General features: G+C 71.4%; 20 protein-coding genes. 17 read left to right on the forward strand and 3 right to left on the reverse strand.

Going from position 1 to position 20363, the window contains the following annotated elements; all coding sequences use genetic code 11:
- Window positions 1-145 precede the first annotated feature (145 nt).
- The 4 genes from ACLJWH_RS00375 to ACLJWH_RS00390 all read left to right on the forward strand — a co-directional run bounded on the left by ACLJWH_RS00375 (window position 146) and on the right by ACLJWH_RS00390 (window position 2963).
- Entirely contained in the window at window positions 146-682 is a 537-nt protein-coding gene (locus tag ACLJWH_RS00375) for a cation:proton antiporter (RefSeq protein ID WP_411139464.1), read from the forward strand.
- Complete coding sequence (locus tag ACLJWH_RS00380; protein ID WP_411139465.1) at window positions 664-939, forward strand: hypothetical protein; 276 nt, start codon at window positions 664-666, stop codon at window positions 937-939. Before ACLJWH_RS00375 ends, ACLJWH_RS00380 begins: the two co-directional genes overlap by 19 nt.
- Window positions 940-1072: 133 nt before the next feature.
- Window positions 1073-2089 carry a methyltransferase gene (locus tag ACLJWH_RS00385; RefSeq protein WP_411139466.1) on the forward strand — a complete coding sequence of 339 codons (1017 nt, stop codon included), beginning with the start codon at window positions 1073-1075 and terminating at the stop codon, window positions 2087-2089.
- Between the two features lie 163 nt (window positions 2090-2252).
- Window positions 2253-2963: a class I SAM-dependent methyltransferase gene (locus ACLJWH_RS00390; protein WP_411139467.1), complete on the forward strand. Its 711-nt coding sequence runs from the start codon at window positions 2253-2255 to the stop codon at window positions 2961-2963.
- A 63-nt stretch (window positions 2964-3026) separates the two neighbouring features.
- Here ACLJWH_RS00390 and ACLJWH_RS00395 read toward each other — a convergent pair whose 3' ends face one another.
- Window positions 3027-3794, reverse strand: coding sequence for an SDR family NAD(P)-dependent oxidoreductase (locus tag ACLJWH_RS00395; RefSeq protein WP_411139468.1), 768 nt, complete (start codon window positions 3792-3794; stop codon window positions 3027-3029).
- Window positions 3795-4214: 420 nt separating this feature from the next.
- Between ACLJWH_RS00395 and ACLJWH_RS00400 the strand changes: the two genes are divergently transcribed.
- From ACLJWH_RS00400 to ACLJWH_RS00435, 8 genes are all read left to right on the forward strand, one after another.
- Window positions 4215-6122 (forward strand): BTAD domain-containing putative transcriptional regulator, encoded by a 1908-nt coding sequence (locus ACLJWH_RS00400; RefSeq protein WP_411139469.1) that lies wholly within the window; start codon window positions 4215-4217, stop codon window positions 6120-6122.
- A gap of 127 nt (window positions 6123-6249) precedes the next feature.
- Entirely contained in the window at window positions 6250-7626 is a 1377-nt protein-coding gene (locus tag ACLJWH_RS00405) for an NAD(P)/FAD-dependent oxidoreductase (protein ID WP_411139470.1), read from the forward strand.
- Window positions 7627-7704: 78 nt separating this feature from the next.
- The gene (locus tag ACLJWH_RS00410; protein WP_411139471.1) at window positions 7705-8442 is read left to right on the forward strand and encodes an SDR family NAD(P)-dependent oxidoreductase; all 738 of its coding nucleotides are present in this window, start codon (window positions 7705-7707) and stop codon (window positions 8440-8442) included.
- Window positions 8442-8831, forward strand: a complete 390-nt coding sequence (locus ACLJWH_RS00415) for a SchA/CurD-like domain-containing protein (RefSeq protein ID WP_411139472.1) — start codon at window positions 8442-8444, stop codon at window positions 8829-8831. Before ACLJWH_RS00410 ends, ACLJWH_RS00415 begins: the two co-directional genes overlap by 1 nt.
- Entirely contained in the window at window positions 8828-9709 is an 882-nt protein-coding gene (locus ACLJWH_RS00420) for an NAD(P)-dependent oxidoreductase (protein WP_411139473.1), read from the forward strand. Before ACLJWH_RS00415 ends, ACLJWH_RS00420 begins: the two co-directional genes overlap by 4 nt.
- The gene (locus ACLJWH_RS00425) at window positions 9706-10722 is read left to right on the forward strand and encodes a methyltransferase (RefSeq protein WP_411139474.1); all 1017 of its coding nucleotides are present in this window, start codon (window positions 9706-9708) and stop codon (window positions 10720-10722) included. Before ACLJWH_RS00420 ends, ACLJWH_RS00425 begins: the two co-directional genes overlap by 4 nt.
- Before the next feature lie 9 nt (window positions 10723-10731).
- On the forward strand, window positions 10732-11589 hold the full coding sequence (locus ACLJWH_RS00430) for an LLM class flavin-dependent oxidoreductase (RefSeq protein ID WP_411139475.1): 858 nt from the start codon (window positions 10732-10734) through the stop codon (window positions 11587-11589).
- The gene (locus ACLJWH_RS00435) at window positions 11586-12041 is read left to right on the forward strand and encodes an anthrone oxygenase family protein (protein WP_411139476.1); all 456 of its coding nucleotides are present in this window, start codon (window positions 11586-11588) and stop codon (window positions 12039-12041) included. The genes ACLJWH_RS00430 and ACLJWH_RS00435 overlap by 4 nt, the downstream gene beginning before the upstream one ends.
- Before the next feature lie 97 nt (window positions 12042-12138).
- On the opposite strand, the gene ACLJWH_RS00440 is transcribed toward ACLJWH_RS00435, so the two are convergent.
- Both ACLJWH_RS00440 and ACLJWH_RS00445 read right to left on the reverse strand, forming a co-directional pair.
- A complete protein-coding gene (locus tag ACLJWH_RS00440; protein ID WP_411139477.1) occupies window positions 12139-13155 on the reverse strand; it encodes a methyltransferase in 1017 nt (338 codons plus the stop codon).
- Window positions 13152-14780 (reverse strand): FAD-dependent monooxygenase, encoded by a 1629-nt coding sequence (locus tag ACLJWH_RS00445; protein WP_411139478.1) that lies wholly within the window; start codon window positions 14778-14780, stop codon window positions 13152-13154. The genes ACLJWH_RS00440 and ACLJWH_RS00445 overlap by 4 nt, the downstream gene beginning before the upstream one ends.
- A 212-nt stretch (window positions 14781-14992) precedes the next feature.
- Here ACLJWH_RS00445 and ACLJWH_RS00450 point away from each other — a divergent pair, with 212 nt between their 5' ends.
- The 5 genes from ACLJWH_RS00450 (at window position 14993) to ACLJWH_RS00470 (ending at window position 20341) form a co-directional block, all read left to right on the forward strand.
- Window positions 14993-16018 (forward strand): methyltransferase, encoded by a 1026-nt coding sequence (locus tag ACLJWH_RS00450; RefSeq protein WP_411139479.1) that lies wholly within the window; start codon window positions 14993-14995, stop codon window positions 16016-16018.
- 127 nt (window positions 16019-16145) lie between these two features.
- Window positions 16146-17318, forward strand: a complete 1173-nt coding sequence (locus tag ACLJWH_RS00455; protein WP_411139480.1) for a cytochrome P450 — start codon at window positions 16146-16148, stop codon at window positions 17316-17318.
- Between the two features lie 29 nt (window positions 17319-17347).
- Window positions 17348-18412 (forward strand): methyltransferase, encoded by a 1065-nt coding sequence (locus ACLJWH_RS00460; RefSeq protein WP_411139481.1) that lies wholly within the window; start codon window positions 17348-17350, stop codon window positions 18410-18412.
- A gap of 39 nt (window positions 18413-18451) precedes the next feature.
- Window positions 18452-19642, forward strand: a complete 1191-nt coding sequence (locus ACLJWH_RS00465) for a cytochrome P450 (protein ID WP_411139482.1) — start codon at window positions 18452-18454, stop codon at window positions 19640-19642.
- Between the two features lie 6 nt (window positions 19643-19648).
- Window positions 19649-20341 carry a TenA family protein gene (locus ACLJWH_RS00470; RefSeq protein ID WP_411139483.1) on the forward strand — a complete coding sequence of 231 codons (693 nt, stop codon included), beginning with the start codon at window positions 19649-19651 and terminating at the stop codon, window positions 20339-20341.
- The last annotated feature ends 22 nt before the right edge of the window (window positions 20342-20363 follow it).

A 20363-nucleotide genomic window follows, 5' to 3' on the forward strand; every position in this document is an offset into this window, starting at 1 on the left:
CCGACGCTGGAGTCCTGGGACTCCAGCGACCTTCTAGGGTGGTTGCCGTCCGGTACCGGAGGATGACGCGCACGGACGGGCTCTGAGGGTACGTGCGAGTCTCTGAGCGGCACCCGGCTGGGGACGATCGCATTGATCAGCGGCTGTGTGCGATCTTTTCGCGTGGACGGCGCTCGCCGCCGTCCAGGTTCTGACCGGTACCGGAGGCCGGACGCACTGGATGGTGCTGCTGGTCGTCCCCTACGCCCTGGTGCTGATCTTCTGTGGTAGGCCCCTGCTGGCACGGGTGCTGAGCAGCCGGCGGCGCCTCGGAAGGCTGGCGTCGGCAGGCGGTCTCGCGGTCATGTTCACCGGCTTGCTGCTGCCGGCCGCCGTCACCCAGGCACTCGGGCTTCATTTCGCGTTCGGGGCATTCCCGTTCGGCCTCGTCATACCGAGGGACGCCACCAGGCTCAAGGACGACCTCCTGCCTCGTGTGCAGTTCACGACGATGCTGCTGCTGCCGGTCTACTTCATCGTCGCCGGGCTGGACGCCGAGCTCTGCCGGATCGGTCTGTCGGGTCTGGGGGATCTCGGTCTCATCCTGTTCGTCGCGGTCACCGGGAAGTTCCCTGTACCTTGCTCGGTGCCCGCTCCCAGGGGCTCGGGGCGCGTCGCGCCGCAGTGCTGGCCACACTGGTGAACGCCCGAGGGCTGACCGAACTCATTGCGCTGAGTGTGGGGTTGCAGATTGGTCTGCTGGATCGCGAGCTCTATTCGGAGATGGTCGTCATGGCTGTGGTCACCACGGTGATGACCGGGCCGCGATGGTTCGTCCGGGCGGACGACCGGATGCCGATGAGGAAGGAGCAGGAGCAGAAGCGGGCCGGGCCGGGGGCCCAGGCCCCGGTCGCGCGGACGGCGAGTGGCCCGGTGTCGCCCGGTGCCGGTGGTGACTGAGGGCTCGGCGGGGCCCGGGACCGGCCCGCGCGGTGGTCGTGGGGCCGGGTCCAGCGGTCATTCAGCTGCTGTCGAGTGCCGCGCCGTAGCGTCCTGCCGAGCACCGCACGACACTGCCGAAGGAGACTGGCGTATGACGAAGGGTGCACAGGCCGGTGTGACGGCCGAGCCGTTGCTGCAGATGGCCGCTGACTTCTACAAGTGGCGCACAGTCCTGTTCGCGGTCGAACTGGGGCTGTTCACAGCGCTGTTGGACAGGGGGATGACGTTGGGGGAGATCTGCGACCGGTTCGGGATCGACCGGCGGGGCGCGGGGGACTTCCTTGATGCACTGGTCTCCGTCGGGCTGCTGGAACGGGTGGACGGGGCCTATCACGCCGCGCCCGTGGCCGCACGGTTCCTCGATGGGGAGAAAGCTGCCTACCTGGGCCGGTTCCTCCAACAGGCCGACACCCGCTGGTCGCGTGTCGGTGAGGGACTGCTCACCGGCGAGCCGCAGAACGGTGCGCGCCCGGGAGCCGGGATGTTCGTCCGTCAGCACCGCAGCCGCCAGGAGTGGCGTGCCTACTACGGCGGCATGGATGCGCTCAACGGCCCCAGCGGTAGGGCGCTGGCGGGCGCCTTCGACTGGAAAGCGGTCAAGCGTGTCATCGACGTCGGCGGTGCGCGGGGAAATGTGCTCGCCGAACTGGTGCGGGCGCACCCGCATCTCGAGGCGACGGTCTTCGATCTGCCCGCAGTGGAGCCCGTCTTCACCGAGCACATGGCGGAGCTCGGCCTCACCGGGCGGGTGGCGTTCCGGCCAGGGGATTTCTTCCAGGACCCCCTGCCCGAGACCGAGGTCGTGGTGTTCGGGCACGTGCTGCACGATTGGGACGTCGAGCAGCGGCAGCGCCTCGCCCGGCGGGCCTTCGAAGCGGTGACGCCGGGTGGCTACGCGCTCGCCTACGACACGATGATCGACGAGGACCGCCGTGCGAAGACCAACTCCCTGCTGGTCAGTCTCAATATGATGCTCTGCACCCCGGGCGGCAGTGAGTACACGCCGTCGGAGGGCGTCCGGTGGTTCGCGGATGCCGGCTTCGCGGAAGTGACCCACCGGCCGCTCGCAGGGGACGACACCCTGCTCGTGGCGCACCGAGCCGGATGAGTCGCCCGGCCCGTCGGCACCGCAGCCCGCGGACCGATCGCGCCATGGGCCCCGACATCGGGTCTGGCCGCGCCGGTTGGTCGGCCCCGGGCGGCGCCACGACCGACCCGGTTCCTCGCACAAACGTCACTTGCTGTGAACGAAACGCACGGGAGGTGCGGTTGTGACATCCGAAGCATCCGATCCCGGGGCGTCCGTGCCCGATCCGTCCGGCCCCGGGAGCCCGGACCCGCGGACCCGCCATGCGCAGGAGGCGTACACCCGTAGGCGACTGGCGGTGTACGACGCCGTGGTGCTGGGGCTGTTCTGCTCGGTGGTGTGGCGCTGTCCGCGCGGTGACATGCTGCGGCTCTACCGGCGCGCCACCGGTGCCCGCCACCTCGACATCGGGCCGGGAACCGGATACTTCCTGGACCGCTGCGGTTTCACCGGGCCGCCGCCCGCGATCACCCTGCTCGACCTCAGTCAGGAGTGCCTGGAGATGTCGGCGCACCGGCTGGCCCGCTACCGTCCCCGGACCTGCCGGGCCAACCTGCTTGAAACCTTGCCGCTGCCGGACTGTGCATTCGACTCGGTCGCAATGAGCCTGGTCCTGCATACCGTCCCGGGCGGCTGGGAGGCCAAGGGGGCGTCCTTCGCGGAGGTGGCCAGGGTCCTGCGGCCAGGGGGCACGCTGTTCGGGTCGACGGTCCTTGCTGAGGGGGTGCGGATGAACGCGCTGACCCGGCGGCTACTCGTGGAGCAGCACCGGCGTGGCAACTTCCAGAATCAGGGGGACGGGCCGGAGGGGCTCGCCCGTGCGCTCGGTGAGTACTTCACGGCCTTCCGGGTGGTGATACGAGGGAACGTCGCCCTCTTCAGGGCCGTCGCCTGAGACCGGCGCGCCGCGGGGCCGCGAGTCGGGGGGCGCCACCGCGCCCCCGACACTTCGTGCAGGTCAGCGGCCGCCGGCGGTGTGGATGATCTCGCCGTTGATGTTGCCGTTGGCTCCCGAGCCGAGGAAGAGGATCAGCTTGGCGATATCCTCGGGCTCGCTGATGCGTCCGCTGGGGGTCCGCTCGATCTCCTTCTCCACCATCTCCCGGGTGTCCGGGTCCTCCAGCAACTGCTCCATGAACTCGGTCCTGGTCGCACCCGGAGCAACGACGTTGACCAGTACACCGTGTTGACTCCACATCAGGCCCTTGGCGAAGCCGTGCAGTGCCGCCTTGGAGCTGCTGTAGATCTCCGAGCGCCACATGCCGTACTGCGCGGTGATCGAGGAGAGCAGGACCACCCGCCCCCACCCGCTCGCTCGCATGCCCTTGACGACCCGCTGGGCCGTCAGCATGTGGCCTTCGGTATTGGCCCGGAAACGCCGTGTCCACTTTTCCGGGTCGAGGTCCTCGAAGGCGTCGTCCTCGCCCGGGTCGCCCCAGGTGAACCAGAGGGCGTTGGCCACCAGGACATCGATGCCGCCGAACGCCTCGCGCACCGTGTCGACGGCGGAGACGATCGAGGCCGGGTCGCGCAGCTCATATGGGACGGCCATCGCCCGGTCCGGGCCGCCCAGTTCCTCGACGAGTTCATGGGCGGCGTCAGCGGAGGAGTTGTAGGTGATGGCCACCCGGGCGCCCTCCTGCGCGTACAACAGCGCAGTCGCGCGGCCGATGCCCCTCGTGCCCCCCGTGATCAGCACCCGCTTGTCCGTGAGCCCCAGATCCATTCGGTATCCCCTCGACTCGTCGGCGTGCTTCCGCCGATGACGAATGCGGGCCTGGACCGGCCCGCTGGATGTGAATAGTTATAAGACTACTAGTCGACCCGGCGACTATCAAGGCTGATCCGCACGGCGGGACCACTGCAGTCACCAGGCGATTTCCGTGCCGGGCCGGTCGTAAGCAAAAAGACTCGACCAATTTGCGGTGCGCTGCTCAGTCATGCTCTAGCGGAATTCGACGTCGTGCCGTTAAACAGGTCCCTGGCTTTCTAGCGGGGTGCCACCGAGGGTCTGGTGAATAATCAACCGCGGTCGGGAAGGACCGGCCGCACTCACCCTCGACCGTGCCAGGGGCTGATCGCGACGATGCCGCGATCGGTCGTGAATCTGTTTTGTCACCGGCTGGATCCAACAAGGGGGAGCTTGATGCACGTCAAGGTGCTGGGGGAGTTCGAGGTACTGCGGTCCGGGGTGAAGGTGACCCCCGCCGCCCCCAAGCTACGTCAGGTGTTCGCGCTCCTCGCGGTGGAGGCGAACCGTGCGGTCCACACCGACCAGCTCATCGAGGAACTGTGGGACGACAGGCCTCCCCTGAGTGCCGTCACCACCCTTCAGACCTACATTTACCAGTTGCGCAAGCACCTGAATTGGTCGGAGAGGGAGAGCGGCGAGGACTGCGGGACTGACTCGAAAGTGACGCTTCGCACGACGCCCGGTGGGTACATGCTCACCCTCCTGGACGGCGCCCTGGATGCCGTGGAGTTCGAGAGGCTGGCCGTCCTGGGACGCGAACAGCTGGCGGCCGGGAATTACGAGCGGGCTTCCCTCGTCCTGCGTCAGGCGCTCGATCTGTGGACCTCGCGAGCATTCGGAGCGGTGAGCCCGGGACCCTTGTTGCACGCCCATATGGTCCGTCTTGAGGAATTGCGAAAGATTACCCTCGGTCACCGATTAGAGGCCGACTTGCAACTCGGCCGCCATATCGACCTGATAGGTGAACTCACCACCCTGGTCATGCAACAACCCACGCACGAGGGATTCCAGGCGAAACTCATGCTGGGCCTCTACCGTGCCGGGCGGCGCGCGGAGGCGCTCCAGGCATACCAGCGGGCCCGCTCGGTGCTCGCCGCCGAACTCGGGCTGGAGCCGTCCGCGGAGCTGCGCCGCCTCCACCAGGCCATGCTGACCGCGGACCCCTGCCTCGATGCGCCGGCCGAAGCCACCGGCGCGTCGATGGGCACCGCGAAGCACCAGCAGCCCAACCAACTGCCCTTGGAGACCGATCACCTGGTCGGCCGGGAGGACGCGCTGGAAGCGGTGCGGCGCATCCTGACCGACACCGGGCGCCGGCCCACCTCGGTTGTCGCCCTGGCCGTCGGCCCGCCCGGCTCCGGCAAATCGGTGTTCGCCGTACACGCCGCCCACCGGGTACGGGAGGCGTACCCCGACGGCGTGCTCTTCGCCCGGCTCCAGCGGGACGACGGTTCGCTGGTGCCCACCGACGAGGTCCTCGCCGACTTCCTGCGCGCCCTGGGCCTGAGCGGGGCCCTGCAGGGAGCGTCCCCGCAGGAGATGCAGGCCGCCTTCCGTACGTGGACGGCGCAGCGCCGGCTGCTGGTGGTCCTGGACGACGTCGTCGAAACCCACCAGCTCGACGCCCTGCTGCCAGGAACGGGATCGGCCATGATCGCCTCCAGCCGTCGTCTGCTGTCCCACCCCGCGGTGGTGATCACCACGCGTACCGCCCCGTTGGCTGACGAGATCTGCCGGTGCCTGCTGAGCGACGTACTGGGGGACGACCGCCTCCAGGCGGACCTCACGGGGCTGGGGGAGCTGGTCAATCTCTCCGGGGGGCTGCCACTGGCCCTGCGGGCGGCCGCCAGTCTCCTCCAGCGCCGCCCGCACTGGCCGATCAGCAAGCTGCTGCACCTGGCCGACGGAGATGTGCGGCGCATCACCCCCGCCGACCGCGACGCGCCGCGCATAGCGGACAGCGTGGGGCGCTCCTTCCGGCTGCTGTCGGGCGCCGAACAGGCTGCGTTCCGCCTGGTGGCCGCCAGCCCCGAGTCCTGCGTGTCGGTGGCAGGGGCGGCCGCACTGCTCGGCGTGGACGAATCGACGGCCGAACTGCTCCTGGAGGACCTGGTGGAGTTTCAGCTGGCGGAGGCCGAGGACATCGGAGGGATGTTCCTCTACTCGATCAGGGCCCCGTTCCGCACCGTGGCGTCCAGCCTGACCAACCGGGTCGAAGAGATCGCCTGTCCGGCGCCGGACGACGACGCCTGCGTCCTGCCCACGTTCGAACTCGCCCGGACCTCGGCCCATTCGGCCTGATCACGCACCGGCGGAGGGTGCCCCACCGGCCCCTCCGCCGGTGTCACGACCACCGCTCCAGCTCCCTTCGACCCGGGACTGGAACGTTCTCACCCGGACGTACACAGCCTCGGAAGGGGAGACGCACATGCGCGCTGGGACCCAGGTTCTGGTCATCGGAGGCGGACCCGCCGGATCGACGGCGGCCGGTCTGCTCGCACTTCAGGGCGTGCAGGTGACCCTGCTGGAGCGGGAAACCTTCCCGCGCTACCACATCGGTGAGTCGATCCTGCCGTCCTGCCGCCCGATCCTCGAACTGCTCGGGGCCTGGGACAAGGTCGAGGCGTTCGGGTTCCAGCCCAAGGGCGGCGCCTACTTCAGCTGGGGCCCGGACGAGTGGGAGGTCCGGTTCGCCGAGCTGGGCGCGGACGGTGCCAACGCCTGGCAGGTCACGCGGGCCGACTTCGACAAGCTGCTGCTCGACCACAGCCGTGAACTGGGCGTGGACGTGCAGGAGGGCGTCACCGTCAAGGAGATCGAGTTCGACGGCGACCGGCCGGTGGCCGCGCGGTGGGCCGGAGACGGCACGAGCGGCCGCCTCACCTTCGACTACCTGATCGACGCGTCGGGGCGGCGCGGCGTCATGGCCACCAAGTACCTAGGCTCCCGGAAGTTCCACAACGTCTTCCGCAACGTCGCCACCTGGTCGTACTGGAAGAACGCCGCATGTCAGGACCGGGGCCCGGCCGGCTCGATCACGGTGGCGTCGGTTTCCGACGGATGGTTCTGGGCGATCCCTCTGCACGACGGCACCACCAGCATCGGACTGGTCACCGGCCGCGACACCTTCAACCGCCGACGCCGCGAGCAGGGCGGCATCGAGGCCGTCTACGACGCCGCGCTGCGCCAGTGCCCCGTAGTCCAGGAACTCCTGGCGGACGCGGAGCGGGTGAGCGACTTCAGAACCGAGCAGGACTACTCCTACACCAGCGACGCCTTCCACGGCCCCGGCTACCTGCTCTGCGGGGACGCCGCATGCTTCCTCGACCCGCTGCTCTCCACCGGGGTGCACCTGGCCACCTACAGCGCCATGCTCGCCGCCGCCTCGATCGGCTCGGTGCTGCGCGGCGAGGTCGCGGAGAGCGAGGCGTGGGCCTTCTTCGACGGCGTCTACCGCTCCGCCTACGAACGGCTGCTGGTCCTGGTGTCGGTCTTCTACGAGAGCTACCGCGGCAAGGAGTTCCACTTCTACAACGCCCAGCGGCTGTCGTCCGAGGACTGCGACGCACTCGACCTCCAGGCGTCCTTCGACCACATCATCACCGGCATCGCCGACCTCAAGGACGCCGAGGACGTCTACCGCAGGGTGCGCCAGCACCTCGGCGGTGCGGACAGCGGCGACCCCAACCCGCTGGCCAACCTCAACAAGGAGCATGAACTCAAGGTCGCCCCGATCAGCCCGGACCGGGCAGTGGGTGGCCTCTACCTGTCCTACCAGCCGCAGTTGTCGCTCCGGCGCGCCTGAACAGCCCGCGGCAAGGCCCCGCCACTACCCATCCGACCGACCGGCGACCGCGGCGAGCGGTGCCCAGGAGGTACGAACGTGGATCAGAACCTGGCCGGCAAACGTGTGCTGGTCACCGGCGGAACCCGGGGCATCGGGAGATGCACGGTCCTCGCCCTCGCCCGGGCCGGCGCCCGGGTGGTCACCTGCCACCGCACGGCGGACGACGACGCGGAGAGCCTGCGCCGGGAGCTGACGGAGCTCGACACCGCCTCCCGGGTCCTGCGGTGCGACGTGACCGACGCCGCCGACGTGACGGGGCTGGTCGGTGTCTGCCGGGACGTCCTGGGCGGGCTCGACGTGCTGGTCAACAACGTCGGGGTGGACGGCCCTGTGCCCTTCGAGGACATCGAGGAGGGGGAGTGGCACCGCATGTTCGACCACAACGTGACGGCACCGTACCTGGTCACCCGGGCCGCGCTCGGGCTGCTCACCGAGGGCGCCTCGATCGTCAACGTCGGCTCCTCCGTCGCCCTGCGCGGCCGGTCCAACGGCGTCCACTACACCGCCTCGAAGGCCGCCCTGATCGGCTTCACCCGTGCCCTGTGCAAGGAGGTGGGGCCCCGCGGCATCCGCGTCAACACCGTGGCTCCGGGCCTGACCGAAACCGTGCCGGGGGCCGGGCTGCCGCCGGCCGCCGTGGAGCGCATCGTCGGCATGACGGCGCTCGGCCGGATCTGCCGCCCCCAGGACGTCGCCGGCGCGGTGCTCTTCCTGGCCGGTGACACCTCGCGCTACATCACCGGTCACACCCTCAACGTCGACGGAGGCATCTGATGCCGTACGCGGCCATCACCTACCGGGTCAAGCCCGGCCACGAGGACGAGATCGCCGAACTGTTCGCCGACTTCCGGCGGGTGGACACCCCGGACTTCCGCGACGCGCAGGGTGCTCACGCCGGACGGCTGCTGGGAACTGCCGTCTTCCTCAGCGACGACGTGCTGGTGCGGGTCATCCACTACGAGGGCGACTTCCGGGCCATCGCCCGCCACATGGCCGGCCAGCGCGGCGTCCACCTCATCGAGGAGCGGCTGGCGCCCTACCTCGCCCACCCCCGCGACACCTCCACCACCGAGGGCTTCACCGACTACTTCCGCGACGCGACCATGCGGTGCATCGCCCAGCTGTCCGTGGAGACCCACCCGAGCGGGGAGCCGGCGGCATGACCGGGCAGGTGGCCGTGATCGGACTGGGCGGCATGGGCGGTGGCATGGCCCGGGCCCTGCTCGACGCCGGACACGCGGTGACGGTGTACAACCGGACCCGGGAGAAGGCCGAACCCCTGGAACGGGCGGGCGCGATCCTCGCCTCCTCCGCCGTGGAGGCCGGCACCCACGCCGACACGGTGCTGCTCAGCCTGGCGGACGAACCGGCCGTGGAGGAGGTGCTGTTCGGCGAACTGGTCTGGCAGCTGCGCCCGCAGACCGTGCTGATCGACACGACGACGGTCTCCCCGTCCTACGCGCGCACCACCGCCACCCGGCTCGCCGCCTCCGGCGTGCGGCGGCTGGAGACGTGTGTCATGGGCAATCCCGCCATGGCGGCCGCGGGAAAGCTGCGGCTCTTCGTCTCGGGCGACCGGGCCGCCCTGGACACGGTGGACGAGGTCCTGTCCGCCCTCGCCCAGGAGGTGCGCTACCTGGGCGAGGCGGGCCGGGCCAGCGCCCTGAAGCTGGCCCTGAACCTCCTCCTCGGCATCCAGACCGCGGGGCTGGCCGAGGCCACCGCCTTCGCCGAGGCGGCCGGGCTCGACCGCGAGCTGATGCTGGACGTCCTGCTCCACAGCGGTTGGCGCTCACCCGTGCTCGGCTTCCGCGCCGAGTTCATGCAGCGCCGGGTCTACCGGCCAGCCGCCTTCCGCACCGCCCTGATGCACAAGGACCTGGGACTCGCCCTGGACCAGGCCGCCGCCTATCAGGTGGAACTGCCCCTCGGTCACGAGGCGGCCACCCGCTTCGGATCGGCCATCGCGGCCGGCCACGCCGACGACGACGCCGCTGCCGTCGTGGAGGTCGCGCCCCCGTCGAAGGAGAATCGCCGATGACGGACCGGCACCGCACCGAAGCGCCGCAGTGGGCGGAGGTCACCGCCCTGGGGATGGGGTTCGCAACGGCCAAGATCTTGCTCACGGCGCTGGAACTGGGGGTGTTCACCGCCCTCGCCGACGGCCCGCGCACCCAGGAGCAGCTGCGTGAGGAGCTGGAGCTGCATGGTCGCGGGCTCGATGACTTCCTCGCCGCCCTGGCCGCGCTCGGCCTGCTGGAGAGGGCCGGTGACGGCTACCGCAACGCCCCGGTCGCCGCGCGGCACCTGGTGGGCGGACCGCACTACGACGGCGGCTTCCTCCAGGGCGCCAACGCCGTCCTCTACCCCGCCTGGGGAGGGCTGACGTCCGCCCTGCGCACGGGGGTGCCACAGAACACCGGAGACTTCGAGGAGATGCTGGCCCGGCCCGAACGGCGCCGGATGTACCACGGCATGATGGACTGCCTGAGCGCCCCGCTGGCGCCCGCCATCGCCGAAGCGCTGGACTGGAGCCGCCATGCCTCCGTCACCGACGTCGGAGGGGCCCGCGGCAACCTCGTGTCGCTGCTGCTGCAGGCCCATCCGCACCTGAGCGGGAGGGTCTTCGACCGGCCGCAGAACGGGCCCGACGTCGCCGAGCACGCCGCCCGGCAGGGCGTCGGCGAGCGCGTCTCCTTCGTCGGCGGCGACTTCTTCACCGACGACCTGCCACCCAGCGACGTGATGGTCATCGGGCATGTGCTGGCAGATTTCTCCGTGGCACAGCGCACCGCCCTGGTCCGCTCGGCGTACCGGGCGCTGCGCCCCGGCGGCGCGCTGGTGGTCTACGACCCGATGCCCGACCCCGCACGGCCGGACCCGCTCGCCCTGATCGGCAGCCTCCACATGCTGGTGATGTCGCCGGCCGGTGCAGGCTACCCGCCGCACCGGTGTGCCGAATGGCTCACCCGGGCGGGCTTCGACGACATCTCCGTAAGGCCGACCGTCCTCGGCAATACGCTCGTGGTGGGCCACCGGGCCACCGGCACCTGAGGGGGGCACATGGACATCTCGTGGGGACTGCCGACGACCGTGCCGGGCGTCACCGGTCCGGCGCTGCTGGAATCCGCCCGCCGCGCCGACCGGGCGGGCTTCACCAGCCTCTGCGTCGTGGACCGGCTCGTCCACGACGGCTACGAACCCCTCGCGACCCTCGCCGCGGCGGCGGCCGTGACCACCCGCATCCGGCTGGCCAGCACCGTGCTGCTGGGCTCCTGCCGGGGGAGCGCGGCCCCGCTCGCCAAACAGCTCGCGACGGTGGACCGGCTCAGCGGCGGCCGCCTGGTGGTGGGCCTGGCGGTCGGCGACCGGGAGGACGACTTCACAGCCGCCGGCGTCCCGTTCCCCGAACGTGGGCGGCGCATGGACACCCTCGTGGGAGAACTGCGGGCGGTGTGGGCGGGCCAGGGGCCCGTGCCCGGTGTCGGCCCCCGGCCGGTACACCCCCAGGGGCCACCGCTGCTGTTCGGCGGGCACTCCCCGGCCGCGATGCGGCGGGCCGCCCGGTACGGATCCGGCTGGATCTCCGGGGGAAGTTCGGGCACCGCCTACCGCGAGCTGGTCGACCGGGTTCGGCAGGCGTGGGAACGGGAGGGGCGGGCGGAGCCCCCTCGGGTGGTGTCGCTCTGCTACGTCTCCCTCGGCCCGGACGGCCGACGGCACGCGGAGGAGTACCTGCACTCCTACTACGCCTACATCGGCACGAAGGCCCGGCAGGCGGCCGCACGGGCTGTCACCGACGAGCGCCAGCTGCTGGAGGTCCTGGCCGGGTACGCGGACGCCGGGTGTGACGAGGTCGTCCTGTTCCCCTGCTCGGCCGGCCCGGAGCAGGTGGACCAAGCGGCCGGGGTAGTGCGGTGAACGGGCCCGCCGTCCTCGCCACCGCGGTGTGCGTGACCAGCGGACTGGTCGCCGGGGTGCTGTTCGCCGTGGCGCTGAGTGTGCTGCCTGCACTCCGCGCCATGCCACCGGACCGGTACCTCCACGCGCACCAGCTCCTCGGCCGCAACTGGGACCCGACGATGCCGGTGATCGTTCTCGGCTCGTTCGCCGCCGACGCGGCTCTCGCAGCGTCGGCCGGCGGACGGGGGCGGCCGGAGTTCGCCGCCGCCGCAGTGCTCCTGCTGCTGGTGTCGGTGGTGTCGCACTTCGGGAACGTGCCGATCAACCGCCGGGTGAAGGAGACCGATCCCGATGCCGTTCCCGCCGACTGGCACGACCCCCGGCCGCTGTGGCGGCGCTGGCACCTGGTACGCACGGTGCTGGCCGTCGCGGCCGCCGCCCTCAACGCCGCCGGACTCGCCCTGTTCTGACGAACCGCCCGATGCCCCGCCCGCAAAGGGACGGGGCACACGTCCGTCCCCGCCACCGGAAACGGCGGCGGGGACGGACGCGCGCACCGGCCCGGTCTCACTCCGGGCGGATCGCTGTCACCAGGGTCACGTCCTGGCCAAGCGCGTCGTGCCGGACCTCGCCGAACCCCGCCTCCCGCAGCCAGCCGGTGAGGTCGTCCACCCGGTAGTTCGCTCCGTGCGGCGTCATCAGCTGCATGTTGAGGCTGCGTACCAGATTGCGCAGACAGCTCTCGTCACCGGGGACGATCATCGGATCCCAGATGAGGAAGGCACCACCGGGCCGTACTGCGGGCAGGACATTGGCGATGAGGGCCCGCCGCTGGTCATCGGTCCAGTCGACCAGGCAGTGCCCGATCATGACCACCTCGGACTCGGGCAGGTCGTCGGTGAAGAAGTCGGCTGCGTGGAACTGCACCCGGCCCGTCGTGCCCAGGGCGCGCATATGGGCGTCGAACTCCGGCCTGAGCTGGGGCAGATCGAGGACGGTCGCCTCCAGGTGCGGATGCGCCGCGACCAGGCCCGCCGCCACGTTCCCCCGGCATCCGCCCAGTTCCAGCACCGCACCGCGCGCGGGCCAGTCGAAGCCCGCGGCGAGTGCCGGGATGAGCGGGCGGCTGGCGTCCTCCGCCATGCGCACGAACGCCGACCGCTTGGCGTCGTCCTCGTACAGCTCCCCGAACATGTCGGGCCGGGAGTACGTCACGGCCTGCGGCGCACCGGTGCGCAGCGCGTCGGCCAGGCGCCCCCACGCCGGATACATCACCTCGTCGGCGACGTGCAGGAAGCCGCCCAGGAAGGCCGGTTCGCCGCGGACGAGGAACTGCGCCGCCGCCGCGCCGTTGCGGTAGCGGCTCTCCTCGCGGACCAGCACCCCCGACTCCACCAGTGCGGCCAGGAAGTCGCCCGTGCCGCGTGAATGCAGGCCGAGCCGCTCCCTGAGGGTGCCCTCCTCGGCGGGGCCGCCGGCCAGCAGGTCGAAGAGCCCCAGCTCCAGACCGGTCAGCAGGAGCTTCGCCCGCTGGAAGGACATCGCCGTCTCCAGCAGCGAACCGGCTTCGAACTCCGCGCTCATCGCGCCTCCCCGGCAGGTACGGCGAACCCGGCGGCCCGGGCCAGGGCGTCCCCCAGCGCGGTTTCGGCATCGTCCACCGGCTCCGGGGCCCGCCAGGCCACACAGGCGTCCGGCCGGACCAGCACCGCCCCGCCCTCCGTCACCCCGTACACCGGTGCCCAGGGCCGGTCGAGCGGCCGCAGATCGCCGGTCTCGGCCAGCACATGGTGGCGCAGCGGCACCCCGAGCCGTTCGGCCGCGCGGCTCGCCGCCTCGGCCCAGCGTCCGCCTTGCGCACCGGTCAGCAGCACATAGCTGTCCCAGAACAGGTCGATGGTGGAGATCCGTTCGCCGTCCCGGTCGAGCCACAGGTGCGGCGCCCGGGTGCCGGGCCGGCCGGACAGGTCGAGGCGGTGGGAGAGGGCGGGCGCGTCCGCGTCGCCGCCGGGGACCGCCGTGGAGTGGTAGCGGTAGCCGAGGGTGATGATGATGTCGTCGACCATGGCGGCCCGGGTCGCCTCGTCGGCGTACCCGTGGCGGATACGGTTACGGACCATGGCCTGTTCGGCCATTGCCTCACCGACCCGGTGCCGCTCCGCTTCGTAGGTGTCCAGCAGATCCGGACCCGCCCACCCGTGCACTGCACCGGCCAGCTTCCACGCCAGGTTGTGCGCGTCGTGGATGCCGGTGTTGGCGCCGAAACCGCCCGCCGGCGGGTGGACGTGTGCCGCGTCCCCGGCGAGGAACACCCGCTGGACGCGGAAGCGGTCGGCCACCAGCTGCGCGCCCTGCCACGGCACCTTCCACACGACCTCGACATCGAGGTCGGCGCGCCCGGCGGCCGTGCGGATGATGTCCACACAGCGTTCGTCGGTGAAGTCCTCCGGTTTCTCGCCCTTGTCGGGGAAGTACAGCGGGGTCGCCAGCCACGGGTCGCACCCGTGCAGCCTGGAGAGACTCATCAGTGAGCCGCGGGCGGCCGTTGCGTAACAGAGGATGAACTTGCGCCCCTTGAGCAGCCCCTCCAGCTCCGGCGCGCGGAAGTAGATGCTCAGCGCGTGGAAGACGGTGCCGCGCCCGGAGCGCTCCACCCCCAGTGCGCGGCGGACGAAGCTGCTCGCCCCGTCGGCCGCCACGACGTACTGCGCGCGGATTGTGTACAGCGCACCGTCCGGGCCGCTGACCACGGCCGTGACGCCGTCACCGTCCTGGGTCAGCGACGTCAACCGGGTGCCGAACCGCACATCGCAGCCGGCCTCCCCGGCCTTGGCGACGAGCACCTTCTCGTAGCGGTCCTGCCCGCAGCCCATCACCCGTTCCGGGCTGACCAGCGGGCCGTCCAGCGACGGCGCCTCCAGGGTGACCGCCTCGTCGATCCGCGCGAACGTGGAGGTCTGGATGATCCCGCCCTCGAAGTACGGGTGCGAGTCGCCCTTCTCCAGGGCACGCACCTCCTTCTCGCACCCCGCCGCGCGGAACAGCTCCATGGTCCGCGCCTGCAGACCGGGCGCCCGGGGCAGCAGCGAGGTGGCCTCGCGCTTCTCGATGAGCACGGTGGGAACGCCGTGGCGGCCCAGGAACATCGCGGTGGACAGGCCGACGGGCCCGCCGCCCACCACCAGCACCGGAATTGTCATGTCGTCCATGCCAGATCCCTCGACGAGTTCGGTGTGCCTCACCGGGCCATCGAAGACCACGCCCGTCTCCTGGCACTGGAGAAACGATGGCGCCCCGAGCAGCAGCCGGACGCCTCGGTCCCTCCAGTGGCCTTCGAGCGGAGCTCCACAGCACGCTGCCAGCGTGGATGCCTGCACCGGCGTGGCGGTCCCGCCAGGCCGCGGTGGAAGGAGTGAGGCGGATGACGGGCATCGCTGCCCACGACGGCGCGGGTACCTCCACGCCGGCTGGCATCCTGCGGTTGGCCAATGCCTTCTGCGACGCCAAGGCGCTGCTGAGCGCAGTGGAACTGGACCTCTTCGGCACCCTGCGGGACGACGCCAGAACCCCGCAGGAGATCGGCGCGGCGCTCGGCCTGCACGGCCGGGGACTGCGTGACTGGCTCCAGCTCCTGGTGGGACTCGGTCTGCTGGAGCGCGACGGCGACCGCTACCGCAACGCACCGGGCGCACGCCGCTACCTGGTGCGGGGCGAACCCTTGTACGTCGGCGGCTTCCTGGAGCGGTCCAACCGCAACCTCTATCCGGCGTGGGGCAGGCTCACCGAGGCGCTGCGCAGCGGAAAGCCGCAGGCCAGCGGCGACTTCTTCACCATGATCGAAGACCCCCGGCTGCTGGGCCAGTTCGTCAACATGATGGACGCGCTCACCCACGTCCTGGCCCCGCAGCTGCTGGCGGCCTACGATGGGTGGGACCGCCACGAAACCGTTATCGACGTCGGGGGCTGCCGCGGCAACATGGCGGCCCGGATCGTGGCCGCCCACCCGCACCTGACCGGGCAGGTCTTCGACCTTCCGCAGATGGCCCCGCTGTTCGACGAGAAGATGGCCGAGCTGGAGATGGCCGACAAGGTCACCTTCCACCCGGGGGACTTCTTCACCCAGGAGCTGCCCGAGGCCGACCTCGTGGTCATCGGCCACGCCCTGCACGACTGGAGCGCCGAGCAGCGACGGCTCCTGGTGCACAAGGCGTTCCGCAGCCTACGGCCCGGCGGCGAGCTGCTGGTGTACGACCGGATGCTCGACGAGGACCCGCGCCATGTGGAGAACCTGGTCATCAGCCTCGACATGCTGCTCGTCACCGACGGCGGCAGCGAGTACACCGTCGCCGAACTGCGGGACCACGCCACCTCGGCGGGGTTCGTCTCGGTCACCGACCGGCCGCTCGGCGACTACGACACGCTCGTCGTCTGCCGCAAGGCGGGCTGACCCCGTGGCCGCCGGCCACCGGGGGCCGGCGGCCACGGGTCGCCTCCGCCACGCCACCGCTCGCGGACCACGGCGGCAGTCCCGGCGCCGCGGAAAGTACGGAGAGACCATGCAGGAAAGGGATCTCATGGACGCCCAGGCCTTCGCCGACGGCGTTCCCCACGACTACTTCCGCCACCTGCGCGGCCGCCCCGGGCTCACCCGGGTCCACGACGCCGAGGGGTACCCGTTCTGGTACCTGGTGCGCCACGCCGACGTGGTGCGGGCCTCGCGCGATCACGGCGCCTTCCGCTCCGGCCCGAGCACCATGACCTCGGTGCGCCAGGACAGCACCGGCCTGCCCCTCATCTCGTTCCTGGACGCCCCCGAACACACCCGCCTGCGCAAGCTCGCCTTCAAGGGGTTCACCCCCGCCCGTCTGGCCGCACTGGAGAAGCCGGTGACCGCGATCGTGGACCGCATCCTCGACGACTGCGCCGCCGGCGGCCCGTTCGACCTGGCCGAGGACATCGCGATGCAGCTCCCGCTGGAGGTGCTGACCGCACTCATCGGGGTGCCGCCCGCGGAACGCGCCCAGGTCGTCGCATGGACCCGGCACACCGTCAACCTCGGCGACCCGGGCTACCACCACAGCACGCCCGAGAAGGCGGTGGCCGCGTTCGGGAACCTCATGGCGTACTTCGAGGAGCTGGTCGGACGGCGTCGCGCCGCACCCGCCGACGACCTGTTCTCGGTGTTGCTCGCGGCCGGCAACGACACCACGGGGCGGCTGGAGACGCAGGAGATCGCCCTGTTCGCCACCACCCTCATGGGCGCGGGCAGCGAGACGACGTACTGCTCGGTCACCGGCGGCGTGCTCGCACTGCTGGACCACCCCGGGCAACTGGCGGTCCTGCGCGCCGACCGTTCCCTGATCCCGCTCGCCGTCGAGGAGATCATCCGCTGGGTCACCCCGGCGACCCACTTCGCCCGCCAGGTGGCCCGGGACACCGAGATCGCCGGCACACCCGTCCGCGCCGGGGAGCGGGTGGTGCTCTGGTACACCTCCGCCAACCGCGACGAGTCCGCCTTCGACCGTCCCGAACGCTTCGACGTCGGCCGGCAGCCCAACCCGCACGTGTCCTTCGGCGGCGGCGGACCGCACGTCTGCATCGGGCGCGGCCTGGCCACGCTCGAACTGCGGCTGCTGCTCGCGGCCCTCCTCGACCGGCTGCCCCGCCTCGAACTCACCGGCCCTCCGGTGCGCAGCACCACGAACTTCATGAACAGCTTCCGAGAGATGCCCGCCCGGTTCGCCTGAACCGCGGCCGCGGCCGGAGAGGAGTAGCCATGAACAGTGCGGAGGACGGCTCCGAGGTGACCGGAGCCCTGACATGGTTCCCGGTCGAACTCCCCCCTGCCCAGCGGGTGATCGGGCTGTTCGTGGGGAAATGGACGATCGGTGCCCTGCGGCCGGTGGTGCAGCTGGGCATCCCGGACCTGCTGGCCGAAAGGCCCCGCACCGCGGCCGACCTGGCCCGGGAGACCGACGCGGACGCCGACGCCCTTTACCGGGTCCTGCGCTGCGCGGCGGCCACCGGCGTCCTGTCGGAGACGCCGGAGCGCGCCTTCGCGCTCACTGCCGCCGGACAGGGGCTGCGCACCGGCGTCGAGGGGAGCGTACGCGACATGTTCCTGTTCGCCAGCGACCCCATGATGTGGCGGCCGTACGAGAACCTGCTGCACACCGTGCGGACCGGTGTGCCGGCCTTCGACCACACCTTCGGCCGGTCGTTCTTCGACCACCTGCGGGCCCACCCGGGCAGCGCCGCGCTCTTCGACCGGGCCATGATGCAGAACCACTACCCGGGCACCGACCGGATCTTCGAGCGGTTCGACTTCTCCCGCTTCCGCCGGATCGCCGACATCGGCGGCGGCCGCGGGCAGTTCCTCGCCGAGGTCCTCGTCCGTCACCCCGGCTGCACCGGAGCCGTCTGCGATCAACCGCGGGTCGTCGCCGAGGCGAAGGAGGAGTTCGAACGCCGCGGGGTGGCCGACCGGGCCTCGGCGGTGGCGACCGACTTCTTCACCTCCGTCCCTGCCGGGTTCGACGCCTACTTCATCAAACACACCCTGCACAACTGGAGCGACCGCGACGCCGGACGGATCCTCACCCGCGTACGGGAGGCCGTCGGCCCCCGCGAGGACGCCCGGTTGCTCATCGTCGACATGCTGCTGACCGGCCCCGGGGCGTGGGACCTCGGCAAGCTCACCGACATCGAGATGATGGCGGCCCTCGGCGGCCGGGAGCGCGACCGCGAGGAGTGGCACCGGCTGGCCGCGGCCGCCGGCTTCGCCCCGGCCAACGACCCCGCCCCCGGTGACCTGGTCCTGCTGGAGTACCGGCCGGTCTGAACCCGCGCCGCGGCCGAAGCGACCCCGAAAGAGAGCCCGATGCCCACCGACGACACCTTCCCGTTCCCCGCGGCCGACCCGCTCGATCCGCCCGCCCGCCATGCCGCCCTGCTGCGCGACGAACCGGTCGCCCGCGTCACCATCCCCACCGGCGACCTGGTGTGGCTGGTCTCCCGGCACGAGGACGTCCGCCGTGTGCTGGCCGACAAGCGCTTCAGCCGTCAGGCCATCACCGCCCCGGGCGCACCACGGCTGCTTCCTCTCGCGGAGGGGTCGAAATCGATCTTCGTCATGGACCCGCCGGAGCACACCAGGCTGCGCCGACTCGTCTCGCGCGCCTTCTCTCCCGCCCGGATGAAGGCGCTCGGCACCGAGATACGCACCCTCGCGGACGACCTCGTCACGGCCATGCGCGACTCCGGGCCCCCGGCCGACCTCGTCGCCGGCCTCGCCCAACCACTGCCGATCACCGTCATCTGCCGGCTGCTCGGGGTGCCGTACGAGGACGTCGACCGGTTCCGCGCCTGGACCGACGTGATGCTCAGCTACGACCGGGAGCGGCGGGAGGAGGTGGTGGCGGCCCGCGGCGAGCTGAGCGGCTACCTCACCCGCCTGATCGAGGCCAAGCGGGCCGCTCCCACCGACGACGTGCTGATGGCCCTGATCCACGCGGCCGACGACGGCGACCGGCTCGACGACGACGAACTCCTCGCCTTCGGCTACACGCTGCTCGGCGCGGGCTACCACGCCACGACGTCCGGCCTGGTACACGCGGTGCTCACCCTGCTGCGTCGACCCGCCGACCTCGAACGGCTCCGGGCGCACCCCGAGCTGCTGCCCCCCGCCGTCGAGGAACTGCTGCGCCGCTCCCAGGCGGGCGGGGGACTGGGGGCGCTGCGCATCGCCCTGGAGGACGTCGAGATCCAGGGGGTGCGCATCGCCGCCGGCGACGCCGTCCTCCCGCTGATCAACGCCGCCAACCAGGATCCCGAGGTCTTCGCCGACCCCGGCGAACTGCTCCTGGACCGGTCACCCAACCCGCATCTCTCCTTCGGCCACGGCATCCACCACTGCCTGGGAGCCCAACTCGGCCGTATGGAACTGGCGGCGGGGATCGGCGCGCTGCTGCGCGAACTGCCCGGCCTGCGGCTGGCGGTGGCGGAACGGGACCTGGAGTGGAGCCGCGGGCTGGCCTTCTCCCGCCCGCACACCGTCCCCCTCGCCTGGTAGCCGGCCATGCTCTCCGACGACCTCGCCGAGCTGGCCGCACCGGTTCTCCGCGAGGTGCTCGACCACCCCTTCTGGGCCGGCCTGCGCCGGGGCACGCTGCCCGGCGAGGCCCTCGTGCGCTTCGTGGAACAGGACACCGGCCACCTCCTGCCCTGCTACGGGCGGGCCTTCGCCCGATGCGCGGCGGGCACTGCGGATGACACCGACTTCGTCCTGCTCTCCCGCTGCGCCGTCGAGACCCTCGCCTCGGGCCCGCGGCTGTGGACGGCGCTGGCCGGTCTGGCGCCCGCACTCGGGGTGCGCCGGCCCGATCCGGGGGCCGGCCCCCACCACGCCGCCCGTGCCCAGTGCGCCACGGTGACCGCGGCCGCCGCCACATCGTGGGCGGCCGGCATCGGCGCGCTGCTGCCCTTCATGCTCTTCCACCTGGAGGTCTGCCGGGACCTGCGGGCACGGCACCTCCCGGACTCCCGCTATCTGCCGTGGCTGGCGGCCTATCTGCCCGGTGACGGCGCGGTGCACGCGGTGCACGCGGTGCGGGAGCTGACGGACAGGTTCGGTGCGACGGCTTCACCCGTCGAGACCGCGGAGACGGCCGACTGGTTCCTGCGCGGCGCCCGGTGCGAACTCGCCCTCGCGGACGCCGCCCTCGACGGCCCGGCCCCCGGCTCCGCCGCCCCTGCTCAGCCTCCCTGCTGAGCCCGCCCTCCACCACGAGGTC

The organism is Streptomyces sp. x-80, from assembly GCF_046549095.1.
Classification (GTDB): domain Bacteria; phylum Actinomycetota; class Actinomycetes; order Streptomycetales; family Streptomycetaceae; genus Streptomyces; species Streptomyces celluloflavus.

Excerpts from the sequence above, each read along its gene's own strand:
- ACLJWH_RS00445 (WP_411139478.1), bottom strand. The coding sequence starts at position 14,780 with ATGGACGACATGACAATTCCGGTGCTGGTGGTGGGCGGCGGGCCCGTC.
- ACLJWH_RS00450 (WP_411139479.1), top strand. The coding sequence starts at position 14,993 with ATGACGGGCATCGCTGCCCACGACGGCGCGGGTACCTCCACGCCGGCT.
- ACLJWH_RS00395 (WP_411139468.1), bottom strand. The coding sequence starts at position 3,794 with ATGGATCTGGGGCTCACGGACAAGCGGGTGCTGATCACGGGGGGCACG.
- ACLJWH_RS00470 (WP_411139483.1), top strand. The coding sequence starts at position 19,649 with ATGCTCTCCGACGACCTCGCCGAGCTGGCCGCACCGGTTCTCCGCGAG.
- ACLJWH_RS00420 (WP_411139473.1), top strand. The coding sequence starts at position 8,828 with ATGACCGGGCAGGTGGCCGTGATCGGACTGGGCGGCATGGGCGGTGGC.
- ACLJWH_RS00415 (WP_411139472.1), top strand. The coding sequence starts at position 8,442 with ATGCCGTACGCGGCCATCACCTACCGGGTCAAGCCCGGCCACGAGGAC.
- ACLJWH_RS00400 (WP_411139469.1), top strand. The coding sequence starts at position 4,215 with ATGCACGTCAAGGTGCTGGGGGAGTTCGAGGTACTGCGGTCCGGGGTG.
- ACLJWH_RS00440 (WP_411139477.1), bottom strand. The coding sequence starts at position 13,155 with ATGAGCGCGGAGTTCGAAGCCGGTTCGCTGCTGGAGACGGCGATGTCC.
- ACLJWH_RS00455 (WP_411139480.1), top strand. The coding sequence starts at position 16,146 with ATGGACGCCCAGGCCTTCGCCGACGGCGTTCCCCACGACTACTTCCGC.
- ACLJWH_RS00425 (WP_411139474.1), top strand. The coding sequence starts at position 9,706 with ATGACGGACCGGCACCGCACCGAAGCGCCGCAGTGGGCGGAGGTCACC.
- ACLJWH_RS00465 (WP_411139482.1), top strand. The coding sequence starts at position 18,452 with ATGCCCACCGACGACACCTTCCCGTTCCCCGCGGCCGACCCGCTCGAT.
- ACLJWH_RS00385 (WP_411139466.1), top strand. The coding sequence starts at position 1,073 with ATGACGAAGGGTGCACAGGCCGGTGTGACGGCCGAGCCGTTGCTGCAG.
- ACLJWH_RS00460 (WP_411139481.1), top strand. The coding sequence starts at position 17,348 with ATGAACAGTGCGGAGGACGGCTCCGAGGTGACCGGAGCCCTGACATGG.
- ACLJWH_RS00430 (WP_411139475.1), top strand. The coding sequence starts at position 10,732 with ATGGACATCTCGTGGGGACTGCCGACGACCGTGCCGGGCGTCACCGGT.
- ACLJWH_RS00405 (WP_411139470.1), top strand. The coding sequence starts at position 6,250 with ATGCGCGCTGGGACCCAGGTTCTGGTCATCGGAGGCGGACCCGCCGGA.